Here is a 19,991-nt window from a genome sequence, read left to right on the forward strand (position 1 = left end):
TAAAGAAAACTCGCCGATTGGCGAGCCCTGCCCCCCGGGCGAAGACAGAGGCGTAGTTGCCCTTATACTTTATTCCTAAAATTTCTCGCTACGTCGGACGGGCTCTCTGCTAAAAATTTGTACTTTCCTAAGGTATAAGAAAGAGACTAGCGGTCAGCTAGTCTTGCAAATTGGAGTAGCTTTTCATTTCCTCTAGTACTTCTGCGAAACGCTCCTTTGACTGAATACGAATTCCCTTCTCAAGCTGCTGGCGGCGATCCGTCTTCAGCTTCTTCGTATCAATTTGAAAAAAGGATTGAATAACATGTTCACTATTTGGCATACCCTTAAAAATTTGCAAAATCCCTTCCTTTGAAACACCGAAATAACCGCTTGTTTTTAATAAGGGAGATATATCATTGATCCGCTTTTGTAAAACAATCTCTACATCATCACGATCAATAATTTGCCAATCCTTGTATTTACGCAGCACTTGTTCTATCTGCTGCGTTTTCTCTGTAAGCACCTCTTCACTCACTTCTCCATCTAAATATGTACGCTGCAAAATAACGGTTATGCGCGGCTCTTCATGAGAAGCATCCGGTCGCTTTGGGATTATCGGCTCCATTGGCGCAGCCCATACATTTCCCTCATTTAACATAATGAAACAGGCGATCACTATTGTAAATATAGCCTTCATTATGACATCCATACGAATCACCTCTTTGAAGAGAATCGGGAAATAGCGCAAATACATATGTATTTTTGCCGGAATGGGTTATTTTATCCCCCTCTATAGTTATTTTCTCTACACATAAGAAAATGTAAACAAACTCGTACGAAACACACCGTTTTGGTGAAGACAGAGGCATAGTTGCACCGAGGCTCTTGCTACGTCGAATCCACCTCTGGCTGGAAATTTATACTTTCTTACGGTGGAACAAAGAGGAAATGGTAGCTTTGCCATTCCCTCTTTGCCCTCATTAATCCACTACGCGATGATAATCCGTACGAATTGAACGAAATAAATTCGTCATATCACGATTCATTTCGTTTGTCATGGCACCATTTTTCATTTTATTGCTCATATTACGCACGCGATCATACATCGTTTTTGTTACTGTCACATGAATGGTGCGTCCCTTTGCATAGGGTTCAGCAACGCGCCGCACATCGTTTTCTATTGTTCCTGTTGCTGCGCCATTACGCGGTTTAATCGCAACCAGAATATCATCTCCATATGTGACAGCTGCAACGCGATCTACATCACGCAAACCCTTCACGCGATTTTGAATCTTTTCCGCCGCAGCGCCTCCTCCATCAACATTGTAATCACTGATCGTCATATTGCGTGTTGGGTACCCATCATTTGTTAGATGTCCGTGATAGTTACGGGAACCGTAGTAGTTGTAGTTAGGGCCTTTATCCCCAAGCTGTTTCATTTTTTGATTCACTTTAGAATATTTTACATTCCCGTAATCATCTGTTTTCGTTCCGCGATTTGTGACACGATTTGCATCATACGCTCGGTTATATTCCGTCATATCTGGATTGCTATAGCGATTTGTGACGCGGTTCATATTGTAATCACGTGTTCCTGTCCCACCATCAATCTGACCGGAACGTGTCATGTCAATGTTAGTAACACCAGAACCGTTAGTTCTACCTACTCCAGCACCTGTACCGGTCATGCCGACTCCCGTGCCTGTTGCCCCAGCACCTGAGCGCGTTGTCCCAACATTTGTCATGCCAGCACCAGGATATGTGCCTGTACCAGTTATACCTGTCTGTTCCCTATTACGATTCGACTCGTTCGTTCCCGTTTTTCTGAGGTGATTTGTAATATCGTTATCGCCAATACCTGTAAGCTGGTTTCTTACATGTCTGCGCATTGCTGTCCCATCAGCCGTACCATCTGGGGTACCAGTCGCCTTGTTATAATAACCTACTCGGCTAGCATCCCAAGGATTAGCTCCTGGTATTACATCATTACCGTACACATTGCGGTTTGCTTCATTGCGATATGTTACATTACGGTATTCACGTGTCGACATTTTATGTGCATTACGATTTTCCATAGCTGTGTCTTTATCAGTATTACAAGCAGTTAAAGCACCAACGACGAACAACGATGTTGTCAGCAGCTTCCATTTGTTGTTCAATACAAAGACCCCCTCTGCTAAGTGAACATCAATACGATGCTCGTTCTTATCATGACAAGCAGAGGGGGTTTTTAAACTGTAATTATTTAACTTAGAACTTTGGAGGAGCTGCTGCTAAATGACGTTTATGCTCGGAACGTGCATGCAGTCTTTCAATAACTGCACGATCTTGCTCAGGGACTTCTTCGCCCTTTAGGTACTTGTCAATCATATTATACGTAGTACCCATTTCATTTTCATCGGTTTGCCCTTCCCAAAGACCAGCTGTCGGTGCTTTATGTATCACTTCATCCGGTACTCCGAGCAGGCGAGCCATTTCGCCCACCTCTCCCTTGGTAAAGTGTACAAGCGGCACAAGATCAACACCGCCATCGCCGTATTTTGTGAAATAGCCTGTATGCCATTCTGCCGCATTGTCCGTTCCAACAACTAGATAGTTGAAATTATTCGCAACCGCATATAAAGTAGTCATACGCAAGCGTGCTCTCGTATTGCCGTCTCCAAGACGAGCTTTCTCCTCATTCCATTCACCTGTTGCCTGAAGCTGCTTTTCAACTTCACCAAACAATGCTTGATGTGTTTCTGTCAAGTTGATTACATAATGATCAATCCCAGAGCTTTCTACAACGCGTAACGCATCTTCCTGATCCTTTGGATTGCTTTTGCAAGGCATAATTAAGCCGAGGGATTGGTCTGGGAACGCACGTTTAATTAAGTGCGTTACAACAGCTGAATCGATTCCTCCGCTAATACCGACAATCGCACCGTTTGCATTTGCTTCCTTTACCTTTTGTTGGAGCCATTCCACTAGCTTCGCAATTTGATTTTCCATTTCCTGTTACCCCTTTTCTTAGACTGGTTACCTGTAGTTATGTTATCACATTATATAATTTCTCAACAAATGCGAAGCGTAATTCATAGTTATTTTTCGTAAATAAAATAAGCTGTCGGCGGAATTTCTCCTGTAAGAAGGACGGAAGCTCTAAAAAATAATCCCATTCCCTCATAATATCGCCTGGAAATATAAGAGCTAATAGAAAGGCTCTATTAAAAAGAAAGGGGTAAAGTTCCTTATATCGGGTCAATGCCGCAAATGACCAATTCAGAAAAGGAAGAATGCCATAGCAATATTTCACATAATCATACAAAATAGGCCCAAAGCTGACACAGTCAAAATCGATGAGATACGTATGCTCTCCTCTAACAAAGTTATGCTCAATAACATCACCATGAATAAACCCATATGGCTGCGAAGACCAGTCAAAAGAATTTAACCCAGCTAAAGAGAACTCTGCCCAGCGGAGCAACTCACTTGTTATCTCACTGCCAATACAAGCTGAAATCAATGACGTATAGCGCTGAAACTTAAGTGTGCGCATCTGCCATTTTGCATTCCATTCAAGAAACGGCACTTGCGACAACAATTGGTTCGGCAGTTTAGCAGCGTAGCAATGATATTCATCAAGCGCTGCAGCGGCTTGCCGTCTGTTCTGTTCCTCATCAAAACGAAACACCCCTATATGCTGGATATATTGAAATAACAGCCAATACTTACCGTAAAAACAGCCATACTGTAGTCCGGACGGAAATGACCGTATATAAGAGGTAAGCCGGAAACCAGTTTGCTGCAGATGCTGCAGAAATATCATTTGCTTCCTTGCTTGTTCATACGTGCTGTACCCTTTCAATATATAAGATTCCACCTCACATCGAATCAAAAACACCGTCGGCCGCAACTGTACAATATACCGTACGTTTATCCCATGCCCCGTCAAGAAGAAAAAAAGGCGATCTGTTAATGCATCGCCTTTTTCCAGTTGGTGCTTATTCCGTTTCATCTTCATCATCAATGTCCGGTGTACCAAACATAGATGTTTGTTCAGGACGATAATAAGGCATACCCGGCTGCGGCGCATACGGTGTATACGGCGTTGGCTGATAATACGGCACTTGCGGATAAGACGGATAATACGGAGCTCCATACGGTCCTCCAGGCTGCGGTGCATATGGATAGGATGGCTGCGGATCACTGCAGCCGCAATCCTCTTGCGGAGCATAAGGACTCAGAGCTGGCGGCATATTCGGATCGTAAGCAGGACTCATTGCGGCTGCATTTGAATCATATGACGGCATTTGTAAAGAAGACGACTCATAAGGAGCATGGTGATAGGGCTGCATGAAAGCAGATGATTCAGGCTGCGTATAAGCTCCTTGCACATATCCAGGATTCATAGGCGGATATGGCGACTGATATGGCATTCCTCCATAATATGGAGGCTGCGGCTGATATGCTGGTACGTATTGTGGATATGGCGGATATGGTATATATTGCGGCGGCTGGACATAAGTTGGCATTGGCATCGCCCCATACGGATTCATTTCGTACGCTGGTGAAACAACTGGAGCAGCGTACGGATCGTATGACGGCATATAAGGCTGACTCGGCATCGCTGCCATATGATCTGGTGCTGCATTCCCGTATGGCATACTCGCTGAAGGAGATACCATCCCCGGATTCGATAAATGCGGCATGTCTCCTAATGGTGACGCCATTCCTGGATTTGACGCGTTTGGCATGGCTCCTAATGGCGACACCATTCCTGGATTTGGTGCAGGCATTGCACCCATGCCCGGCATACCTGTCATTTGAGGCATAAAGCCCGTTAATGGCAGCGTTGGGAAGGCTCCAGCACCTTTATCCGCAGCAGGAAGAATCGGATTTGGCATTTCTGCCTGCACAGGACTGAGGCCTGGAATACTTATAGTTTGAGAAGGTGCTGCCGTTTGTCCTTTATCCGCAACAGGAAAAATCGGATTTGGTATTTCTGCCTGCACGGGACTGAGGCCTGGAATACTTATAGTTTGAGAAGGTGCTGCCGTTTTTCCTTTATCCGCAACAGGAAGAATCGGATTTGGCATTTCTGCCTGCACGGGACTGAGGCCCGGTATACTTATCGCTTGAGAAGGTGTTGCCGTTTTTCCTTTATTAGCAACAGGAGGGACGGGCACATTCACATTCTCCTTCTGTGCTACCGGTGCTGTAAAGCTTGGCAGCGGTACTGTAGGTATTGGATTAGCTTTTGCTTTGTCGGCAGCAGGATTCACGTTCGTTTTTCCTGCAGCTGGGGATACAGCCATATTTACATTTGCTTTTTCAGCATTAGGAGCAGTGAATTGGAGGCCCTCATTTCCTTTGTTTGCTATCGGCGAAACAGCTTCTGTATTAGATTTGCCTGCCCCAGGAACAATGATTGGCTTTTCCGCCTTTTTCTCTGCTCCTCCGACCTTGAATTCATTAGCGACATGAAAATTCTTTGTTGGCGGCTGCGGCGGCTGCGGTAAAATGTTGATTGAAAATTTTGTTGTTTCTTTTTGCGGAGCGGCTGTTTTTGTAATTGGCGCCTCTTTTTGAATTGGCTTTTCCTTTTGAATTGGTGCCTCTTTTTGAATTGATATTTGCTTTTGAATCGGCGCTTCCTTTTGAATCGGCACTTCTTTTTGGATCGGTATCTCTTTTTGAATCGGTATCTCTTTTTGAATCGGTATCTCTTTTTGAATCGGTATCTCTTTTTGAATCGGTATCTCTTTTTGAATCGGTGTTTCCTTCTGAATCGGTATCTCTTTTTGAATCGGTATCTCTTTTTGAATCGGTGTTTCCTTCTGAATCGGTATCTCTTTTTGAATCGGTGTTTCCTTCTGAATCGGCGTCTCTTTTGGAATCGGTGTTTCCTTCTGAATCGGCGTCTCTTTTGGAATTGGTGTTTCCTTCTGAATCGGCGTCTCTTTTTGAACTGGTGTTTCCTTCTGAATCGGCGTCTCTTTTGGAATTGGCATTTCCTTTTGCTTCATTATGGGCAACGGATATTCCTTTTGCTGCTGCACCATTTCCTGCTGCATCGCAGGCTGCTGGGTAGCTGGAGCAGCTCCTGGTAGAGCCTCTTCTTCCTCTTCGATCGAGAGCGTCTTAATTTCTGAAGCAGGCTGCTTCATTTGTACCTCTTTGACATACTCTTTCGGCGACACGGCCCCTGCTCCGGGATTTTTCTTAGCTGCCGTGCTGGCGGATGGTATCTTTATCTTCATGCCCGGCATAATTAACTCGGGGTTACTCAGCTGTGCATTCGCGCTTTTTAATGCGTTAAGCTCCACTCCATACTTATTTGCAATTTTATACAAAGTGTCCCCTTTTTGTACAATATGAATTTTCACCTTTTCCCCCTCCTGTATAACATCTCTATAATTAGTAATGTAAGTTTGAGTGCCATGTGACTTCATCACAATCTATGCGCTAGAAAAGGACTTTATGTACAAAATTTATGGGCAACCCTGTGTAAAACATAGAAGCTTATAGAGGCTCTTACCTATCAATACACAATGCCCAAAAAGATTTATTTTAAAGAAACTCGCCGATTGGCGAGCTCTGCCTTTGGGCGAAGACAGAGGCGTAGCCCTACTTATACTGTATTCCTAAAATCTCCGGCTACGTCGAAGACGCTTCTCGCTGGAATTTTATACTTTCTTCAAGTGCAAGTATAAAAAAGAAACAAAGAGAGATCTCCTTGCTTCTTCCTAGCCTCATTCTATTATGCCAAAGCGAGCATGCGATTTAATGCAAGCAATGCGTCCTTTGCAACTTCCTTATCTACTTCAATCACGTTCACTACTTCGCCCTGCTCCAATGACTCTAATGTCCAGAGCAGATGCGGTAAATCAATGCGATTCATCGTTAAGCACGGACACATATACGGATTTACCGATACAATGTGCTTATCTGGATGCTGTGCAATAATGCGTTGCACGAGATTCATTTCCGTTCCAATTGCCCATTCACTTCCTGCCGGTGCTTGTTCAATCGTATCAATGATATATTTTGTAGATCCCGCGTAATCGGAAACTGCAACAACTTCACGGCAGCACTCTGGATGTACGATTACATTCATATTCGGGTAGTTCTTTCTTATATTTTCTACATTTTTCACTGTGAAGTTTTGGTGAACGGAGCAATGTCCTTTCCATAGAATGACCTTAATATCTTCTAAATTGCCTTCATACTCAAGCTGATCTGTTTGCGGATCCCAAACTGCCATGTGCTCAAGAGGCACACCTAGGTCATACGCTGTATTTCTGCCTAAATGCTGATCCGGTAAAAACAGAATGCGTTCTTTTTGGGTAAATGCCCATGCTACCATTTGCTTTGCATTTGATGATGTAACAGTTGCCCCGCCATTTCGGCCGCAAAATGCCTTAATTGCAGCTGTAGAGTTTACGTAAGTGAGCGGTAAAATTGTATCCCCAAATAACTCGTGCAGCTTCGGCCACGCACGTTCCGTCTGCTCAATGTCCGCCATATCTGCCATGGAACAGCCAGCACGCATATCCGGTAAAATAACAACCTGTTCATCAGTCGTCAAAATGTCTGCTGTTTCCGCCATAAAGTGCACACCGCAAAATACAATATATTTTGCTTTCGTATTTTTTGCTGCTACCTGTGCAAGCTGTAAAGAATCTCCTGTTGAATCAGAGAATTTTACAACTTCATCCTTTTGATAATGGTGTCCGGGAAGGAATAATTCCTCGCCAAACTTTTCTTTAATTTCACGAACGCGTTTCTCCATTTCTTCTACAGACATGTTCGCATATCGTTCTGGAAGTGCTACTTGACCATGTTGTTCTACCATTTCTAAAATGCTCATGCTTTTTCCCCCCAACATTCTTTATGCTATTCTTCAATATTAAAGCTAATATCAAGCGCCTTTGCCGAATGCGTTAGCATTCCAAGTGAAATATAATCAACCCCGGTTTTACCGTACTCATGCAAATTCGCTAAGGTGAGGCCGCCAGATGCCTCCGTTGTAATGCTGCTTGGCACAAGAGCCGCAAACTCCTTTACCTCTTCTGGTGTACGATTATCAAACATGATAATATCTGCGCCTGCTTCGATTGCCTCAAGCACCTGTTCTTTTGTTTCCGTCTCTACTTCAACCTTCACCATGTGGCCAAGCTGCTGTTTCACAGCCGCCACCGCCTTTGTAATGGAACCGGCAAACGCGATATGATTGTCTTTAATCATCACACCGTCATACAAACCAAAACGGTGATTATAGCCGCCGCCGCACGTTACAGCATATTTATCAAACATACGCAAACCTGGCATTGTTTTTCTTGTATCGCAAATGCGCGTATGCTCGCTATCAAGCCGTTCTACTGCTTCTCTCGTCAACGTGGCGATACCGCTCATGCGTTGGATGATATTTAAAATAACCCGTTCACCTGTTAACAGCTGTACAATTGGTCCGTACACTGCCCCAAGGATGTCCCCCTTCTCCACGCGATCGCCATCTTGTTTGTAAAGTTCAATTTTAATATCGGTGTCAAGCAGATGGAAGCCAGCCGTAATCACGTCTGTACCGGCAAATACACCGCTCTCCTTCGCAAGAAAAGTTCCCTTCGCCTGCATGTTTCCTGGAAAAATAAGCTGTGACGTTACATCACGCTCTCCGATATCCTCCATAAAAAATTGCTGCAATGCGTGTTTCAATTTTAACGAATTCATGTTATCCCCCTTATCATGCAAACGACAGCATGGTCTCTTTTGACAATACAATCGGCTTTGGTGCCTCACTTCTATTTGGAAAATCGCTTCGATAATGTCCGCCTATACTTTCTCTTCGTTCTAACGCAGCTGTCACTATAAGCCATGCGGCTGTCATCATGTTATACACTATTACTTGCTCGTTTGTTAACACCTCGTACGGAAGCGCTTCACCGGCTGCTGCAGACAAATAGCACTCAATCCACTGCTTGACTTCCTGCAGAGATTGCTCCGTTCGGACGATACCAGCATGCTTCATCATCATTTCCTGCAAATCTCCCTTAGATGGAAGCATAATATCTGGGAAAGCAGCTTGATGATTTTGCGTTCTTGGCTGTATCCTTGTAGTCGGCTTTGTGAGCAAATACTCTCCAAGCCGTTTACCGAACACAAGGCATTCTAACAAGGAGTTACTTGCAAGACGGTTTGCGCCATGTACTCCATTACATGCAGCTTCTCCGACAGCATATAATCCTGGCACTGTTGTTTCACCGTCCAAATTTGTACGAATGCCCCCCATATGAAAATGAGCGCCCGGCACGACAGGAATACGACCTTCCTCTAAAGAAATTCCGTTGCTTTCACACAAAGAGGCAATGGTCGGAAAGCGTGAGGCAAAACAATCAATCATTGTGATGTCCAAATACACCTTTTCGCCCCTTAAGATTTGCTCATGAATCGCGCGTGCTACAACATCTCTTGGCGCAAGCTCCTTTTGCTCATGGATATCTTCCATGAAACGCTCACCCCGGGAATTATAAAGGAGTGCTCCTTCTCCGCGCACCGCCTCCGATATAAGACCACGGCACTCTCCATCTACATACAGCATTGTCGGATGAAACTGCACGAATTCTAAATCGACCAGTTCCGCACCAGCTCGGTATGCCATCGCTAGTCCGTCTCCTGTTATCGTACCGTTGTTAGAGCTGAATGAATAAAGTGAGCCGCTTCCGCCTGTTGCAAGTACAGTATGAGAAGCATAGTAATGTTTCACGCTACCCTCTTCGTCTCTCGTTATTACCCCGAGGCATCTGCCGTCTTCAACAATTAAATCTAGCACCATTTCATTTTCAATGACCTGTACTCGATCAGAAAGATGCTGCAATGTATGCTGCATAATCTTTGCCCCGGTAGCATCTCCGCCCGCATGAAGAATTCTCCTCATACTGTGCGCCCCTTCTTGCCCAAGACTTGGACCGCTCCCATCTCCATCAAATACCATACCATCTTGAATTAAACGATGGATTTCCTGCGATCCTTCCTGAACCAAATACTGTACTGCAGCTTTATTGTTATAGTGGCAACCGGCAAGGAGTGTATCTTTGTAATGCGATGTCCAGTGATCTTCTGGTGCAAAAACCGCAGCAACCCCGCCTTGTGCCATATTTGAATTGTTATGATATTTCGTTTTTTTTGTGATAAGCATCACATTCTTTGAGCGACTAAGCCTATTCGCTGTCTGCAACGCAGCCAACCCGCTTCCAACAATTAAGACGTCCATTTTGTACGCCTCCTGTTTCCACTTTTTTTACTGTCTTGACACCTATATTTACATATATTTAAACTAATGACAAGACCTTTTTATGAAAAGGTAAAAGAAAGCAAGTATTCTTCCATAGAGAGGGGCTACAATTATGATATACATGGACTACGCAGCAACAACCCCAATGAGCGAGGAAGCCTTGCAGACTTTCATACAGGCCTCCCAGCAATACTTTGGCAATGAACAAAGCTTGCATGATACAGGAACATCTGCAGCAGCCTTGCTGCAAGCCTGCCGGAAAGACTTCGCAAGTATGATTGGCGGTAAAGAGCAGGGTGTATATTTTACAAGCGGCGGCTCAGAATCGAACTATTTAGCCCTTCAATCTTTGTTGGCTGTGCACGGACCGGGAAGTCATATTATTACAACCGAGATAGAGCACGCTTCCATTCGAAACTATTTTCGAGAATTAGAAAAGCAAGGATATCATGTTACGTATTTACCTGTTGACCAATACGGGATGATTGATCCACAGATATTAGAAAATTCCATAACAGAGCAAACTGTATTGGCAAGCATTCAGCACGCGAACTCAGAAATCGGAACAATTCAAAATATTGAAAAAATCGGATTGATATTGAAAAAGTATAATGTAGTGTTTCATACCGATTGTGTACAAACATTTGGAAAAACCCCGATTGATGTTCAGAGTATGCATATCGACAGCTTGTCTGTTTCTGCGCATAAACTGTACGGACCAAAAGGAGTCGGTGCTTGCTATATAAATCCTCAGATCCGTTGGCAGCCTGCATTTGAAGGCACATCTCATGAAAGTGGATTTCGTCCCGGTACTGTTAATGTACCCGGTATAGCCTCCTTCATTACAGCAGCTCGCCATATGACAGAAAAAATGGAGGAGGAAGCGGCTCGCTTACAGCAGCTGCGCCGTTTGTTTGTGGATGGATTACACTCTATGGGCTACTCAATTTCGGTGGAGGGTCATCCAACGTCTTGTTTGCCCAATATCGTAGGCATTACTATCAAAGGAATAGAAGGGCAGTATACAATGCTCGAATGTAATCGTCACGGTATCGCTGTTTCCGTAGGAAGTGCCTGCCAAATCGGAAAGCAAGAACCTTCCAAGACGATGCTCGCTATTGGCAAGGAAGTAGAAGAAGCAAAGCAATATGTCCGCTTTTCTTTTGGCGTCCATACAACAGAAGAACATATTTATAAAACGCTAGAGGTACTCAGAACAATGCTTCAGCAATTTTTTAAAGGAGTCAGCTTGACATGAGTGAAAACGAACAAAAAAAAATATTGGGTGAGGAACGAAGACAGCTTATTTTACACTGGTTGATGGAAACGGAAAAACCGTTATCCGGCGGAGAATTATCAAAGAAAACAAATGTTAGCCGACAGGTGATTGTACAGGATATTTCTCTCCTTAAGGCACGGAACGAACCGATTATCGCAACAGCACAAGGATATCTGTATGTAAGGCCCCTCGCTCCAAAGCAGCGCTTCGAGCGAGTCATCGCCTGCATGCACCGACCTGAGCAGGTTGAGCAAGAGCTGACCATTCTTGTCGACCACGGCGTTACAATTCGGGATGTAAAGGTTGAACATCCGGTTTATGGAGACTTAACAGCACCTATCTTTGTTAGCACGCGCAACGAGGCAGCGGAGTATTTAAAAAAAATAAAAGAAACAAACGCAGCCTATCTATCACAATTAACCGGCGGCATTCATCTTCACACGATCGAAGCCGATTCCATCCGTAAACTAGATGACGCATGCCGGGCTCTTGACGCAGCAGGATTTCTCGTAGAAGATTAAGAAAAACTGAGCACGGGAAAATTATACTTTAAGAAAGCATAAAAAGCGCAAAGTCTTATGACTTAGCGCTTTCGTTTTGTTTAAAGGAATAACACGGATAGCTTCCAAGAAAGCTCACCGAACAACCAAGTGCTTCCAGCTCCGCTTTCGCTCCTGATAAAAGGATGCTATCGTGCTCCCCTTCAACATCAATTAAAAAGAAATAGTTTCCAAGCCCGGTTTTCATCGGACGAGACTCAATCTTGGAAAGGTTAATTTTACGCCATGCAAATGCGGCAAGCACCTGATACAACGCACCGGCATAATCAGACGGCAACGTTACCATCAGCGTTGCCTTTTCCCCGCAATAATCCTCGTTTTTTTGGAATTTTCTTTCTGGCGTTTGATGCAAAACGATAAATTTTGTATGGTTATTTTGATGCGTATGAATGCTGCGCTGTACAATTGCCAGACCATATTTCTCAGCTGCTGCCTCATTCGCAATCGCTGCAATATTCTCCTCTGGATGCTGCGCCACAAGCCGTGCTGCTGCGCTTGTCGATGTTACATCCTCAACTGGCGTTCCCTTTAAATGCTGACTTAAAAATTTGTGACATTGCGCAATCGCGTGTGGATGAGAGTATACCATCTTCGCCTCTCGCCATGCATCGGCATGGCTTGGATGAACGAGAAGGTGCTGCTGAATCGGCACTGTAATCTCTCCCACAATCGGGACCGGCTGCTCATGCACGAGATAGTCAATGGTAATATTGACTGAGCCCTCAATCGCATTCTCAAGTGGTACAACCGCATAATCAATTTCTCCAGCTGCAACCGCATCAATGCAATCAGGGATTGTGACATAGGGAATGCTTACTTCTCCCGGAAAGAAACGCGTTACAGCCATGTTGGTAAACGTTGCCTCCGGTCCTAAATATCCAATTCGATAACCCAATGGTGTTCGCTCCTTTTTCACTCATTATGCTCTTAGTTATACCATGGATACACTTTTCCTTCTATATATTTTTCTAACATTCATCTAAGGAAAAAAGCTCTAAGGCTAAATATGCTTCATATATTCTCGCTGTGCCAGTAAAAAATATAGAAATGCTGCCGTGCAGTATATCCCAATCACAACAAGGCTTGTTTGTAATAAATTAATATCCAGCATATGGCTTAATGAATACAGAGCAAACACACTATGCAGCACACCCGTAAGAATTGGAATAAAAAATACGATTCCCATTTGCCAGATAGCAACCCGATTGATTTCCTTCCCCGTCATCCCGATGCGCAGCAACGAATGAAACTGGGAACGATCCTGTTCAATATCTGTGAACCATTTGAAATATGTCATACTGCATGACGAAAGGAAAAATAAAACACTAATGAAGCCGCCGATAAACAGCGTCAGCGCACCAGATTGCTTAACCTCTAGAAACGGCAATATCCTCGTGTCAAATATCTGAACAGGTCCGGTTCTTCCCTCAAAGCTGCGAGACTCTCCTCCTGTTCCCGTCACCTGCTGCTGTAACTCTCGCGCAAGTTCCTCTGTTTTTTCCCAATTCTTAATCTCATAGGCGTAATAGACATATCGCTCACCTTCTGGTACAGACATAGCAAATTTTTTATAGTCCTCATCATTCACCAAAAAGCACAGCTCGGATGCAAAAATAGAATCTGCCTCCTGTATATTTAGCTTCATCTCGTGCTTTGCTCCCATGAGCGTAAAAACAAACTGGGAGCCTTCATAAAAACGGAATTCACCGTACGCATCCGGGTACAGGAGCACACCGCTTCCCGGCTGGCTATGCCACTCCCGTTTGCCAAGCCGCTTCGCCTCAGTATTATACAATGCTTCTGACACAATCATAATATCCATTTCTTTCCCTTTTATAGAAGAGAACTTTGCGGGAAGCTGTTCAATACTCATTTCCCTCGCATCGGAAAATCCGTACTTTTGCAGCGTTTCCTGCAATCGCTCAGGCTGCAAAACGGTATGCAAACCAATTCCCTTCTCTGTATACGAAAATGCATATGGCCGACCTTCTGTTACCTTATGCTTCAAATCCGCATAATACGTCAGCATCGCTCCTGTCGCCGAGACAACAAGCGCGGTTAAAATTGAGATCGTAAACAAAAACCTTGCATTGTCTTTCATTTTATATACAAGATTGCTAATGACAAACAAATTTGGATATTGGTAAAATAAGCTCTTTTTACGTTGAAGTGCCTTTAAACATGCTACGCTTCCTTGCGTAAAGAGAAAGTATGTGCCAATCGTCACAAGACCAATGACTGGATAGAAAAATTTCCCGAAATTTACTAGCGTTACACGAATGGATAAAACATAACCAACTGTAATACATACTATCCCTAATACAAGCAGCCATCTGGAGTAAAACGGTTCAGTCCGCTCTTTCCGAGCATCCTTCAATAGCTCTACTACTTCTAGCCTTCGAATAGCCCCCACTCCCAATGACGATAGTACAAAGAATAATAGAAAATACGTTACAGAAGTTAATAGAATCGCTTTTCCATTCCAAACAAATGGGATAGGGTTTTTGACCTCAAGCAGTGTACTCATCATCATAAAAAATAACTTTGAAAACACCATCCCTATACCTACACCTATGACAATCGATAAAAGCCCTATCATCATTTGCTCTAGTATAACCATGCGGGCAATTTGCCTTCTTGTAGTGCCGATGAGCGTTAACAGTCCCAGTTCTTTCTTCCGTGAACGCAGAAATGTTGTATTGGAGTATAAAATAAAGAGCGCAGAAAAGACAACAATTAAACAGTTACAAGCGCCAAGCCCCTTTTGTACACGCGGATTAATCACGCCGTTTGCCACATCAGGATGGTAAATAAACGATGCGTACATAAAGAAAATAATAATGGAAAAGCAACTGCTATATAAAAAGGCTTTATAGCTGCGCCAATTCCCTTTTATATTTTTAAAGGCGAGATGACGAAGGTTCATGATAATCCCCTCCTATCATTGCCAATACATCTAAAATTTCCTGAAAAAATGAATGCTGATTCTGTCCCTTACAGATTTCAGAAAAAATTTCTCCATCGCGGATAAATAAAATCCGCTCACAATGGCTAGCAGCAACCGGATCATGCGTTACCATCACAATGGTCGCTTGCTTTTGCTCATGCAGCTGCCCAAGTGCTGTCATAAGAGATTTTGCTGACTTAGAGTCTAAGTTTCCGGTCGGTTCATCAGCAAGCAGCAAGGAAGGCTCATGAATCATCGCGCGACCGGCTGCTGCCCGTTGCTGCTGTCCGCCCGATACCTCATACACCTTTTTGTGTAAAACGCCTGTAATGCCAAGAAAGTTGGCAATTTCCCCTACTCGTTTTTCAATTTCTGTAACAGAACGACGATCCATCACAAGCGGTAAAATCATATTCTCCTGAATGGTTAAGGTATCAAGCAAATTAAAATCTTGAAAAATAAAGCCAAGATGCTTTCGGCGAAAAGCTGCAAGCTTATCCTTTCTTAGTTCACTCACATCCTGGGTATTGATAAGGATTTTTCCAGAGGTTGGCTTATCGATTGTGGCAAGCAGATTAAGAAGCGTTGTTTTCCCACTTCCTGACGGTCCCATAATCCCGACAAACTCTCCCTTCTCAATCTTTAAGTCAATTCCTTTTAAAGCAGTTGTTACTACTGCTCCCTTTGTGCTATATACCTTTGTAAGTCCCTTTGTTTCTAATACACTCATATTTCATACCCCTTTCTCTACCCTTACTATAAGGGAATATAGAAAGTGAAACGAGTGATTCTCCTTACAAATTCGCGAGTTATCTTACATTTTTGTCACCTGGGATAGCATATTATAGTAAGCCTCATCCTTAGTAAATGCAAAGCTTACCGTTGTTCCTACACCAACCTCGGACCTAATAGTAAGGCGATGGCCCAGCCTATCACAGGCATGCTTAGCGATATACAAGCCCATCCCTGTTGCTTCTCTTGTCTTTCTTCCGTTCACTCCTGTAAAAAAAGGCTCAAACACCCTCCGAATATCCTGTTTTGGAATCCCAATGCCGTTATCAATAATATGTAATTCACTCTTATTGTCTTTGTTTTCAATGCGTAGCTCTATGTATTTCTGCTGCTTGCCGCTAATACTCGTATACTTTAGCGCATTCCCGACAATCTGCCATAATGCCGCTGTCAACCACTTACGGTCTGTTTGAATGACAGACTCCTGTTCCGCCCCTTGTAGTCGCGGATATACACCATGCTGAATAAAAAGTCTCTTATGCTCATTAATAAATGCCCGGACAAATTCTCGTAAATCGAGATTTTCAATTTTATAGTCCTTTTCAAATCTTTCTAGCCTAGCCAGCTGCAGCGCCAAATCCAGCCCTTGTAAAATTCGTTCATTTTCCTCGCGAATTTGCTTGAGGAGTTCAGCATCACCACTATCGGCAAGCCCCTTTTGCACAAGCAGCTCAATAACAGAAACAGGGGTCTTCATTTGATGAATCCATTGATTCAGGAAAATAACCTGTTGCTGCTCCTTTGCTTCCTTTTTCTGCATGCTGTCCATATATTGCTGTCTCATAGAAGTTAACGCCTCTAGCAGCAGCCTCTGCTCATGATAAGGCGGCTCTTGAATAGCAAAAGAATCCGTGAGTTCCGTTCCCGCTGCAACATAGTGCTCAAGCTGCCTAATAAATCGTCTTCGTTTCCAATAGACTTGTCCTAGCAGCAGCAAAAGCAGAAAAGCTGATAACGAGATTCCATATAGAATTGTTGACGTCTCAAGTGACTTCCTATGAACATATAAATCGAGCTGCACAACTAGAATAAACAGTACATGACTAAGAATGTATATAAGGAGAAAAGGAAACCAGTCGCGTATATATTTCACTGCTCTTCCCCCCACTCACTTGTAAAAGAATATCCATAACCCCTCTTTGTCACAATTGCACCGATAATCCCAAGTTCCTCCAATTTATTGCGAACACGCTTTACATTAACCGTAAGCGTATTATCATCAACAAACGCACTTTCGTCCCAAAGCGCTTCTAACAGCTCTTCTCTTGCGACGTACTGATTGGCTTTTTTCACTAGGCATGACAGTAAATTATATTCGTTTTTTGTTAGTTCTACTTTTCGATCGTTCCATTGCACCATATGCTGGGCAGGAAAAAGTAAAAGCCCATTAACGCCATAGGAATCCTGCTCATTTCTCGCCGCATATTCCCCATATACTCTCCGCAGTGCTCCCTTTATTTTTGCCATTACAACATCAAGATGGAAGGGCTTTGTAATATAGTCATCACCGCCATACTCAATTGCTATTACCTGATCCATATCTCCCGTTCGCGCAGAAATAAATAAAACGGGTACATTTGACACTGTACGAATTTGCCGGCACCAATAAAAGCCATCAAAATATGGCAAATTCACATCAAGAAGCACTAGATGTGGACTATACATCAAAAACTCCTGCTTAATCTCCTGAAAGTTTTGCACTACATATGAGCTATAGCCATATTTTTGCACATGCTCCTCTAAAATACGTGCAATTTTCTCATCATCTTCTACAATTAGGATTTTGTACATGAGAAGCACCCCCCTCTTTTATTATAATAAAGAAAACTCGCTGACGTTAGATGAAAACAGGGGTGTTGTTACATGCCTATCAGGTTAAGGTTAAGAGACAGTCATCCCTCAAAAACGTGCTAGAGGCGGAGGAGGAGATAAATTTTGGAAGAAAATATTACGGTGCAAACTTTGCAAGACTTCGAGAAGTAAAGGCGAAATATGATCCCGAAAATTTCTTTCATTTTCCACAGAGTATACCACCAGCTTATTAAATAGTTTATTCGTTTTGTAAAACAAAATAAAGAAAACTCGCCGATTGGCGAGCCCTGCTCTTGGGCGAAGACAGAGGCGTAGTTGCCCTTATACTGTATTCCTAAAATTTCCGACTACGTCTAATTCGCGTCTAGCTGGAAATTGATACTTTCTTACAGTGTAAAATGAACTGTAAGAAAGTATCAATTCCCATAGCACAAAAAAGCTGCCTATGTTTGGCAGCTCTACTCAATAAATTCAAACTCATATTTCATAATTCGCACGGTATCTCCATCTTTTGCTCCGCGCTCGCGCAACGCTTCATCAATGCCCATACCGCGCATTTGACGAGAGAAACGGCGAATCGACTCATCACGGGAGAAGTCTGTCATCTTAAACAGCTTTTCCAGCTCCGCACCAGACAGTACCCAAGCACCATCACTATCGCGTGTAATCGTAAACGGCTTCTCTTCTTTTTGGAACTTGTACATCACATTTGTTGCTTCCTGCCCAATTTCTTCAAGCGGGAATTCAGGTGTTGTTTCAAGAAGATCAGCAATTGTAAATAACAAGTCACGCAATCCTTGGCGAGAAACAGCCGAAATCGGGAAAATTTTCACATCATCCCCTACCTGCTCTTTAAAAATACGCAGGTTTTCTTCCGCTTCTGGAATGTCCATTTTATTCGCTACGATAATTTGTGGACGTTCAGTGAGTCGCAGATTGTACTCCTTCAACTCGTTATTGATCGTCACATAGTCCTCGTATGGATCGCGTCCTTCCATTCCAGACATATCAATGATGTGTACAATTACACGCGTACGCTCGATATGCCTTAAAAATTGATGTCCAAGTCCGACTCCCTCGTGTGCGCCTTCAATCAATCCCGGCAAATCAGCCATAACAAAGCTGCGACTATCCTCAGTCTCAACCACACCTAGATTCGGAACGATCGTTGTGAAATGATATGCTGCAATTTTTGGACGTGCTGCTGATACAACAGATAGCAGAGTAGACTTCCCAACGCTTGGAAAACCGACAAGTCCTACATCAGCCAACACCTTTAATTCCAACGTCAAATTGCGCTCTTGCCCCGGCTCACCGTTTTCTGCGATTTCTGGCGCAGGATTTGCCGGTGTTGCAAAACGAGTATTACCGCGACCGCCTCGTCCACCCTTGGCGACAACAGCCTTTTGGCCATGCGTAACCAAATCAGCGATCGTCTGACCTGTATCCTCATCCATTACCACTGTTCCCGGCGGTACCTTGACAACCATATCCTGAGCATTCTTACCATGCTGGCCTTTACTCATACCGTGCTCACCGCGTGGCGCCTTAAAATGCCTTTGATAACGGAAGTCCATCAACGTGCGTAATCCTTCATCGACGATAAATACAACGTCAGCACCCTTGCCGCCGTCACCGCCTGCTGGACCGCCCTCTGGTACATATTTCTCGCGGCGGAATGCCACCATTCCATTCCCACCATCGCCGCCTTTTACATAAATCTTGACCTGATCGACGAACATAATTTCACCACTCTTTATTTTTTTTTCAGCTGCAGCGCAACTGATCCTTCTTCGTTGTCTAATGAATATGAAACAGAAAACACACTGCTTTCCTGCTTTGCAAGCCATTGTGTCATCTTCTCTATAGAGGTTAGCTTTCCACGAAAATCAAAAAAGAAACGAATATCTTCCTCCTCCTGGTCAACCGTTACGCAAAGGTGATTTTCTTTACGCTGATCTAAGCAAGGATGCAATACAGAGAGGAATCGTCTCGTCCAAGCTGTTAGTTCTTCATCTAAATGGGATAAGGTATGTATGTCACTTAATATTTCGTATTCCAAGGAGCATGGTTGAGGTTCCCAGCTATAGGTAAGCAAAAGCTCGGCAAACAGAGGTGTTTTCAAATTCATCAGACGCGCTTCCTGCTGCGATTCACCTACGAATTCTTCGATAAGCTCATGCACGCGCTCTGTACTACCAAGTGAAAGATGCGCTTTGACCAGCTGCAATCGATTCAGCCAATCGTGACGCGAATGTCGCAAAGCATCTAGAACCGTCCACTTTTTATCCATCGGTTTACCCCTCTTTAATATAGAAAAACTCTAACCTGCACTCAGGTTAGAGT

The 19,991-nt window shown here is 43.6% G+C and carries 17 protein-coding genes and 1 pseudogene; 3 read left to right on the top strand and 15 right to left on the bottom strand.

Translation table 11 applies throughout. The features are described from left to right. Nucleotides 1–157 precede the first annotated feature (157 nt). The 8 genes from AAHB12_RS05840 to nadB all read right to left on the bottom strand — a co-directional run bounded on the left by AAHB12_RS05840 (nucleotide 158) and on the right by nadB (nucleotide 10,234). On the bottom strand, nucleotides 158–640 hold the full coding sequence (locus tag AAHB12_RS05840; RefSeq protein ID WP_246040216.1) for a BofC C-terminal domain-containing protein: 483 nt from the start codon (nucleotides 638–640) through the stop codon (nucleotides 158–160). Between the two features lie 322 nt (nucleotides 641–962). Beyond that, a complete protein-coding gene (locus AAHB12_RS05845; protein ID WP_129727693.1) occupies nucleotides 963–2,141 on the bottom strand; it encodes a YhcN/YlaJ family sporulation lipoprotein in 1,179 nt (392 codons plus the stop codon). Between the two features lie 91 nt (nucleotides 2,142–2,232). After that, nucleotides 2,233–2,973: an NAD(+) synthase gene (nadE, locus tag AAHB12_RS05850; RefSeq protein ID WP_129727694.1), complete on the bottom strand. Its 741-nt coding sequence runs from the start codon at nucleotides 2,971–2,973 to the stop codon at nucleotides 2,233–2,235. A 37-nt stretch (nucleotides 2,974–3,010) separates the two neighbouring features. Continuing rightward, complete coding sequence (locus tag AAHB12_RS05855) at nucleotides 3,011–3,979, bottom strand: aminoglycoside phosphotransferase family protein (RefSeq protein ID WP_342044631.1); 969 nt, start codon at nucleotides 3,977–3,979, stop codon at nucleotides 3,011–3,013. Beyond that, nucleotides 3,966–6,350, bottom strand: a complete 2,385-nt coding sequence (gene safA, locus AAHB12_RS31675; RefSeq protein ID WP_446715520.1) for a SafA/ExsA family spore coat assembly protein — start codon at nucleotides 6,348–6,350, stop codon at nucleotides 3,966–3,968. The genes AAHB12_RS05855 and safA overlap by 14 nt, the downstream gene beginning before the upstream one ends. Nucleotides 6,351–6,724: 374 nt before the next feature. Then, nucleotides 6,725–7,834 (bottom strand): quinolinate synthase NadA, encoded by a 1,110-nt coding sequence (gene nadA / locus AAHB12_RS05865; protein WP_129727696.1) that lies wholly within the window; start codon nucleotides 7,832–7,834, stop codon nucleotides 6,725–6,727. Nucleotides 7,835–7,860: 26 nt separating this feature from the next. Further along, nucleotides 7,861–8,694 (bottom strand): carboxylating nicotinate-nucleotide diphosphorylase, encoded by an 834-nt coding sequence (gene nadC, locus AAHB12_RS05870; RefSeq protein WP_342044632.1) that lies wholly within the window; start codon nucleotides 8,692–8,694, stop codon nucleotides 7,861–7,863. A 13-nt stretch (nucleotides 8,695–8,707) separates the two neighbouring features. Beyond that, nucleotides 8,708–10,234, bottom strand: coding sequence for an L-aspartate oxidase (nadB, locus tag AAHB12_RS05875; RefSeq protein ID WP_342044633.1), 1,527 nt, complete (start codon nucleotides 10,232–10,234; stop codon nucleotides 8,708–8,710). A 130-nt stretch (nucleotides 10,235–10,364) separates the two neighbouring features. Here nadB and AAHB12_RS05880 point away from each other — a divergent pair, with 130 nt between their 5' ends. Both AAHB12_RS05880 and AAHB12_RS05885 read left to right on the top strand, forming a co-directional pair. Continuing rightward, nucleotides 10,365–11,513, top strand: a complete 1,149-nt coding sequence (locus AAHB12_RS05880) for an IscS subfamily cysteine desulfurase (RefSeq protein WP_342044727.1) — start codon at nucleotides 10,365–10,367, stop codon at nucleotides 11,511–11,513. Then, nucleotides 11,510–12,055 carry a transcription repressor NadR gene (locus AAHB12_RS05885; RefSeq protein WP_342044634.1) on the top strand — a complete coding sequence of 182 codons (546 nt, stop codon included), beginning with the start codon at nucleotides 11,510–11,512 and terminating at the stop codon, nucleotides 12,053–12,055. The genes AAHB12_RS05880 and AAHB12_RS05885 overlap by 4 nt, the downstream gene beginning before the upstream one ends. A gap of 55 nt (nucleotides 12,056–12,110) precedes the next feature. Here AAHB12_RS05885 and pheA read toward each other — a convergent pair whose 3' ends face one another. From pheA to AAHB12_RS05910, 5 genes are all read right to left on the bottom strand, one after another. Next, nucleotides 12,111–12,989: a prephenate dehydratase gene (pheA, locus tag AAHB12_RS05890; RefSeq protein WP_129727701.1), complete on the bottom strand. Its 879-nt coding sequence runs from the start codon at nucleotides 12,987–12,989 to the stop codon at nucleotides 12,111–12,113. A 105-nt stretch (nucleotides 12,990–13,094) separates the two neighbouring features. Next, complete coding sequence (locus tag AAHB12_RS05895) at nucleotides 13,095–15,020, bottom strand: ABC transporter permease (protein WP_342044635.1); 1,926 nt, start codon at nucleotides 15,018–15,020, stop codon at nucleotides 13,095–13,097. After that, on the bottom strand, nucleotides 14,995–15,771 hold the full coding sequence (locus AAHB12_RS05900; protein ID WP_342044636.1) for an ABC transporter ATP-binding protein: 777 nt from the start codon (nucleotides 15,769–15,771) through the stop codon (nucleotides 14,995–14,997). Before AAHB12_RS05900 ends, AAHB12_RS05895 begins: the two co-directional genes overlap by 26 nt. A gap of 84 nt (nucleotides 15,772–15,855) precedes the next feature. Further along, a complete protein-coding gene (locus tag AAHB12_RS05905; RefSeq protein ID WP_342044637.1) occupies nucleotides 15,856–16,926 on the bottom strand; it encodes a sensor histidine kinase in 1,071 nt (356 codons plus the stop codon). Beyond that, the gene (locus AAHB12_RS05910) at nucleotides 16,923–17,624 is read right to left on the bottom strand and encodes a response regulator transcription factor (RefSeq protein ID WP_129727704.1); all 702 of its coding nucleotides are present in this window, start codon (nucleotides 17,622–17,624) and stop codon (nucleotides 16,923–16,925) included. Before AAHB12_RS05910 ends, AAHB12_RS05905 begins: the two co-directional genes overlap by 4 nt. 140 nt (nucleotides 17,625–17,764) lie before the next feature. On the opposite strand from AAHB12_RS05910, the pseudogene AAHB12_RS05915 reads away from it, so the two are divergent. Beyond that, nucleotides 17,765–17,878: pseudogene (locus AAHB12_RS05915) on the top strand (BBE domain-containing protein); the annotation flags it as partial. Between the two features lie 225 nt (nucleotides 17,879–18,103). On the opposite strand, the gene obgE reads toward AAHB12_RS05915, so the two are convergent. After that, entirely contained in the window at nucleotides 18,104–19,387 is a 1,284-nt protein-coding gene (gene obgE, locus AAHB12_RS05920; RefSeq protein WP_129727705.1) for a GTPase ObgE, read from the bottom strand. A 14-nt stretch (nucleotides 19,388–19,401) separates the two neighbouring features. Continuing rightward, the gene (locus AAHB12_RS05925) at nucleotides 19,402–19,938 is read right to left on the bottom strand and encodes a sporulation initiation phosphotransferase B (protein WP_342044638.1); all 537 of its coding nucleotides are present in this window, start codon (nucleotides 19,936–19,938) and stop codon (nucleotides 19,402–19,404) included. Between the last annotated feature and the right edge of the window lie 53 nt (nucleotides 19,939–19,991).

Source organism: Bacillus sp. OTU530 (assembly GCF_038440375.1).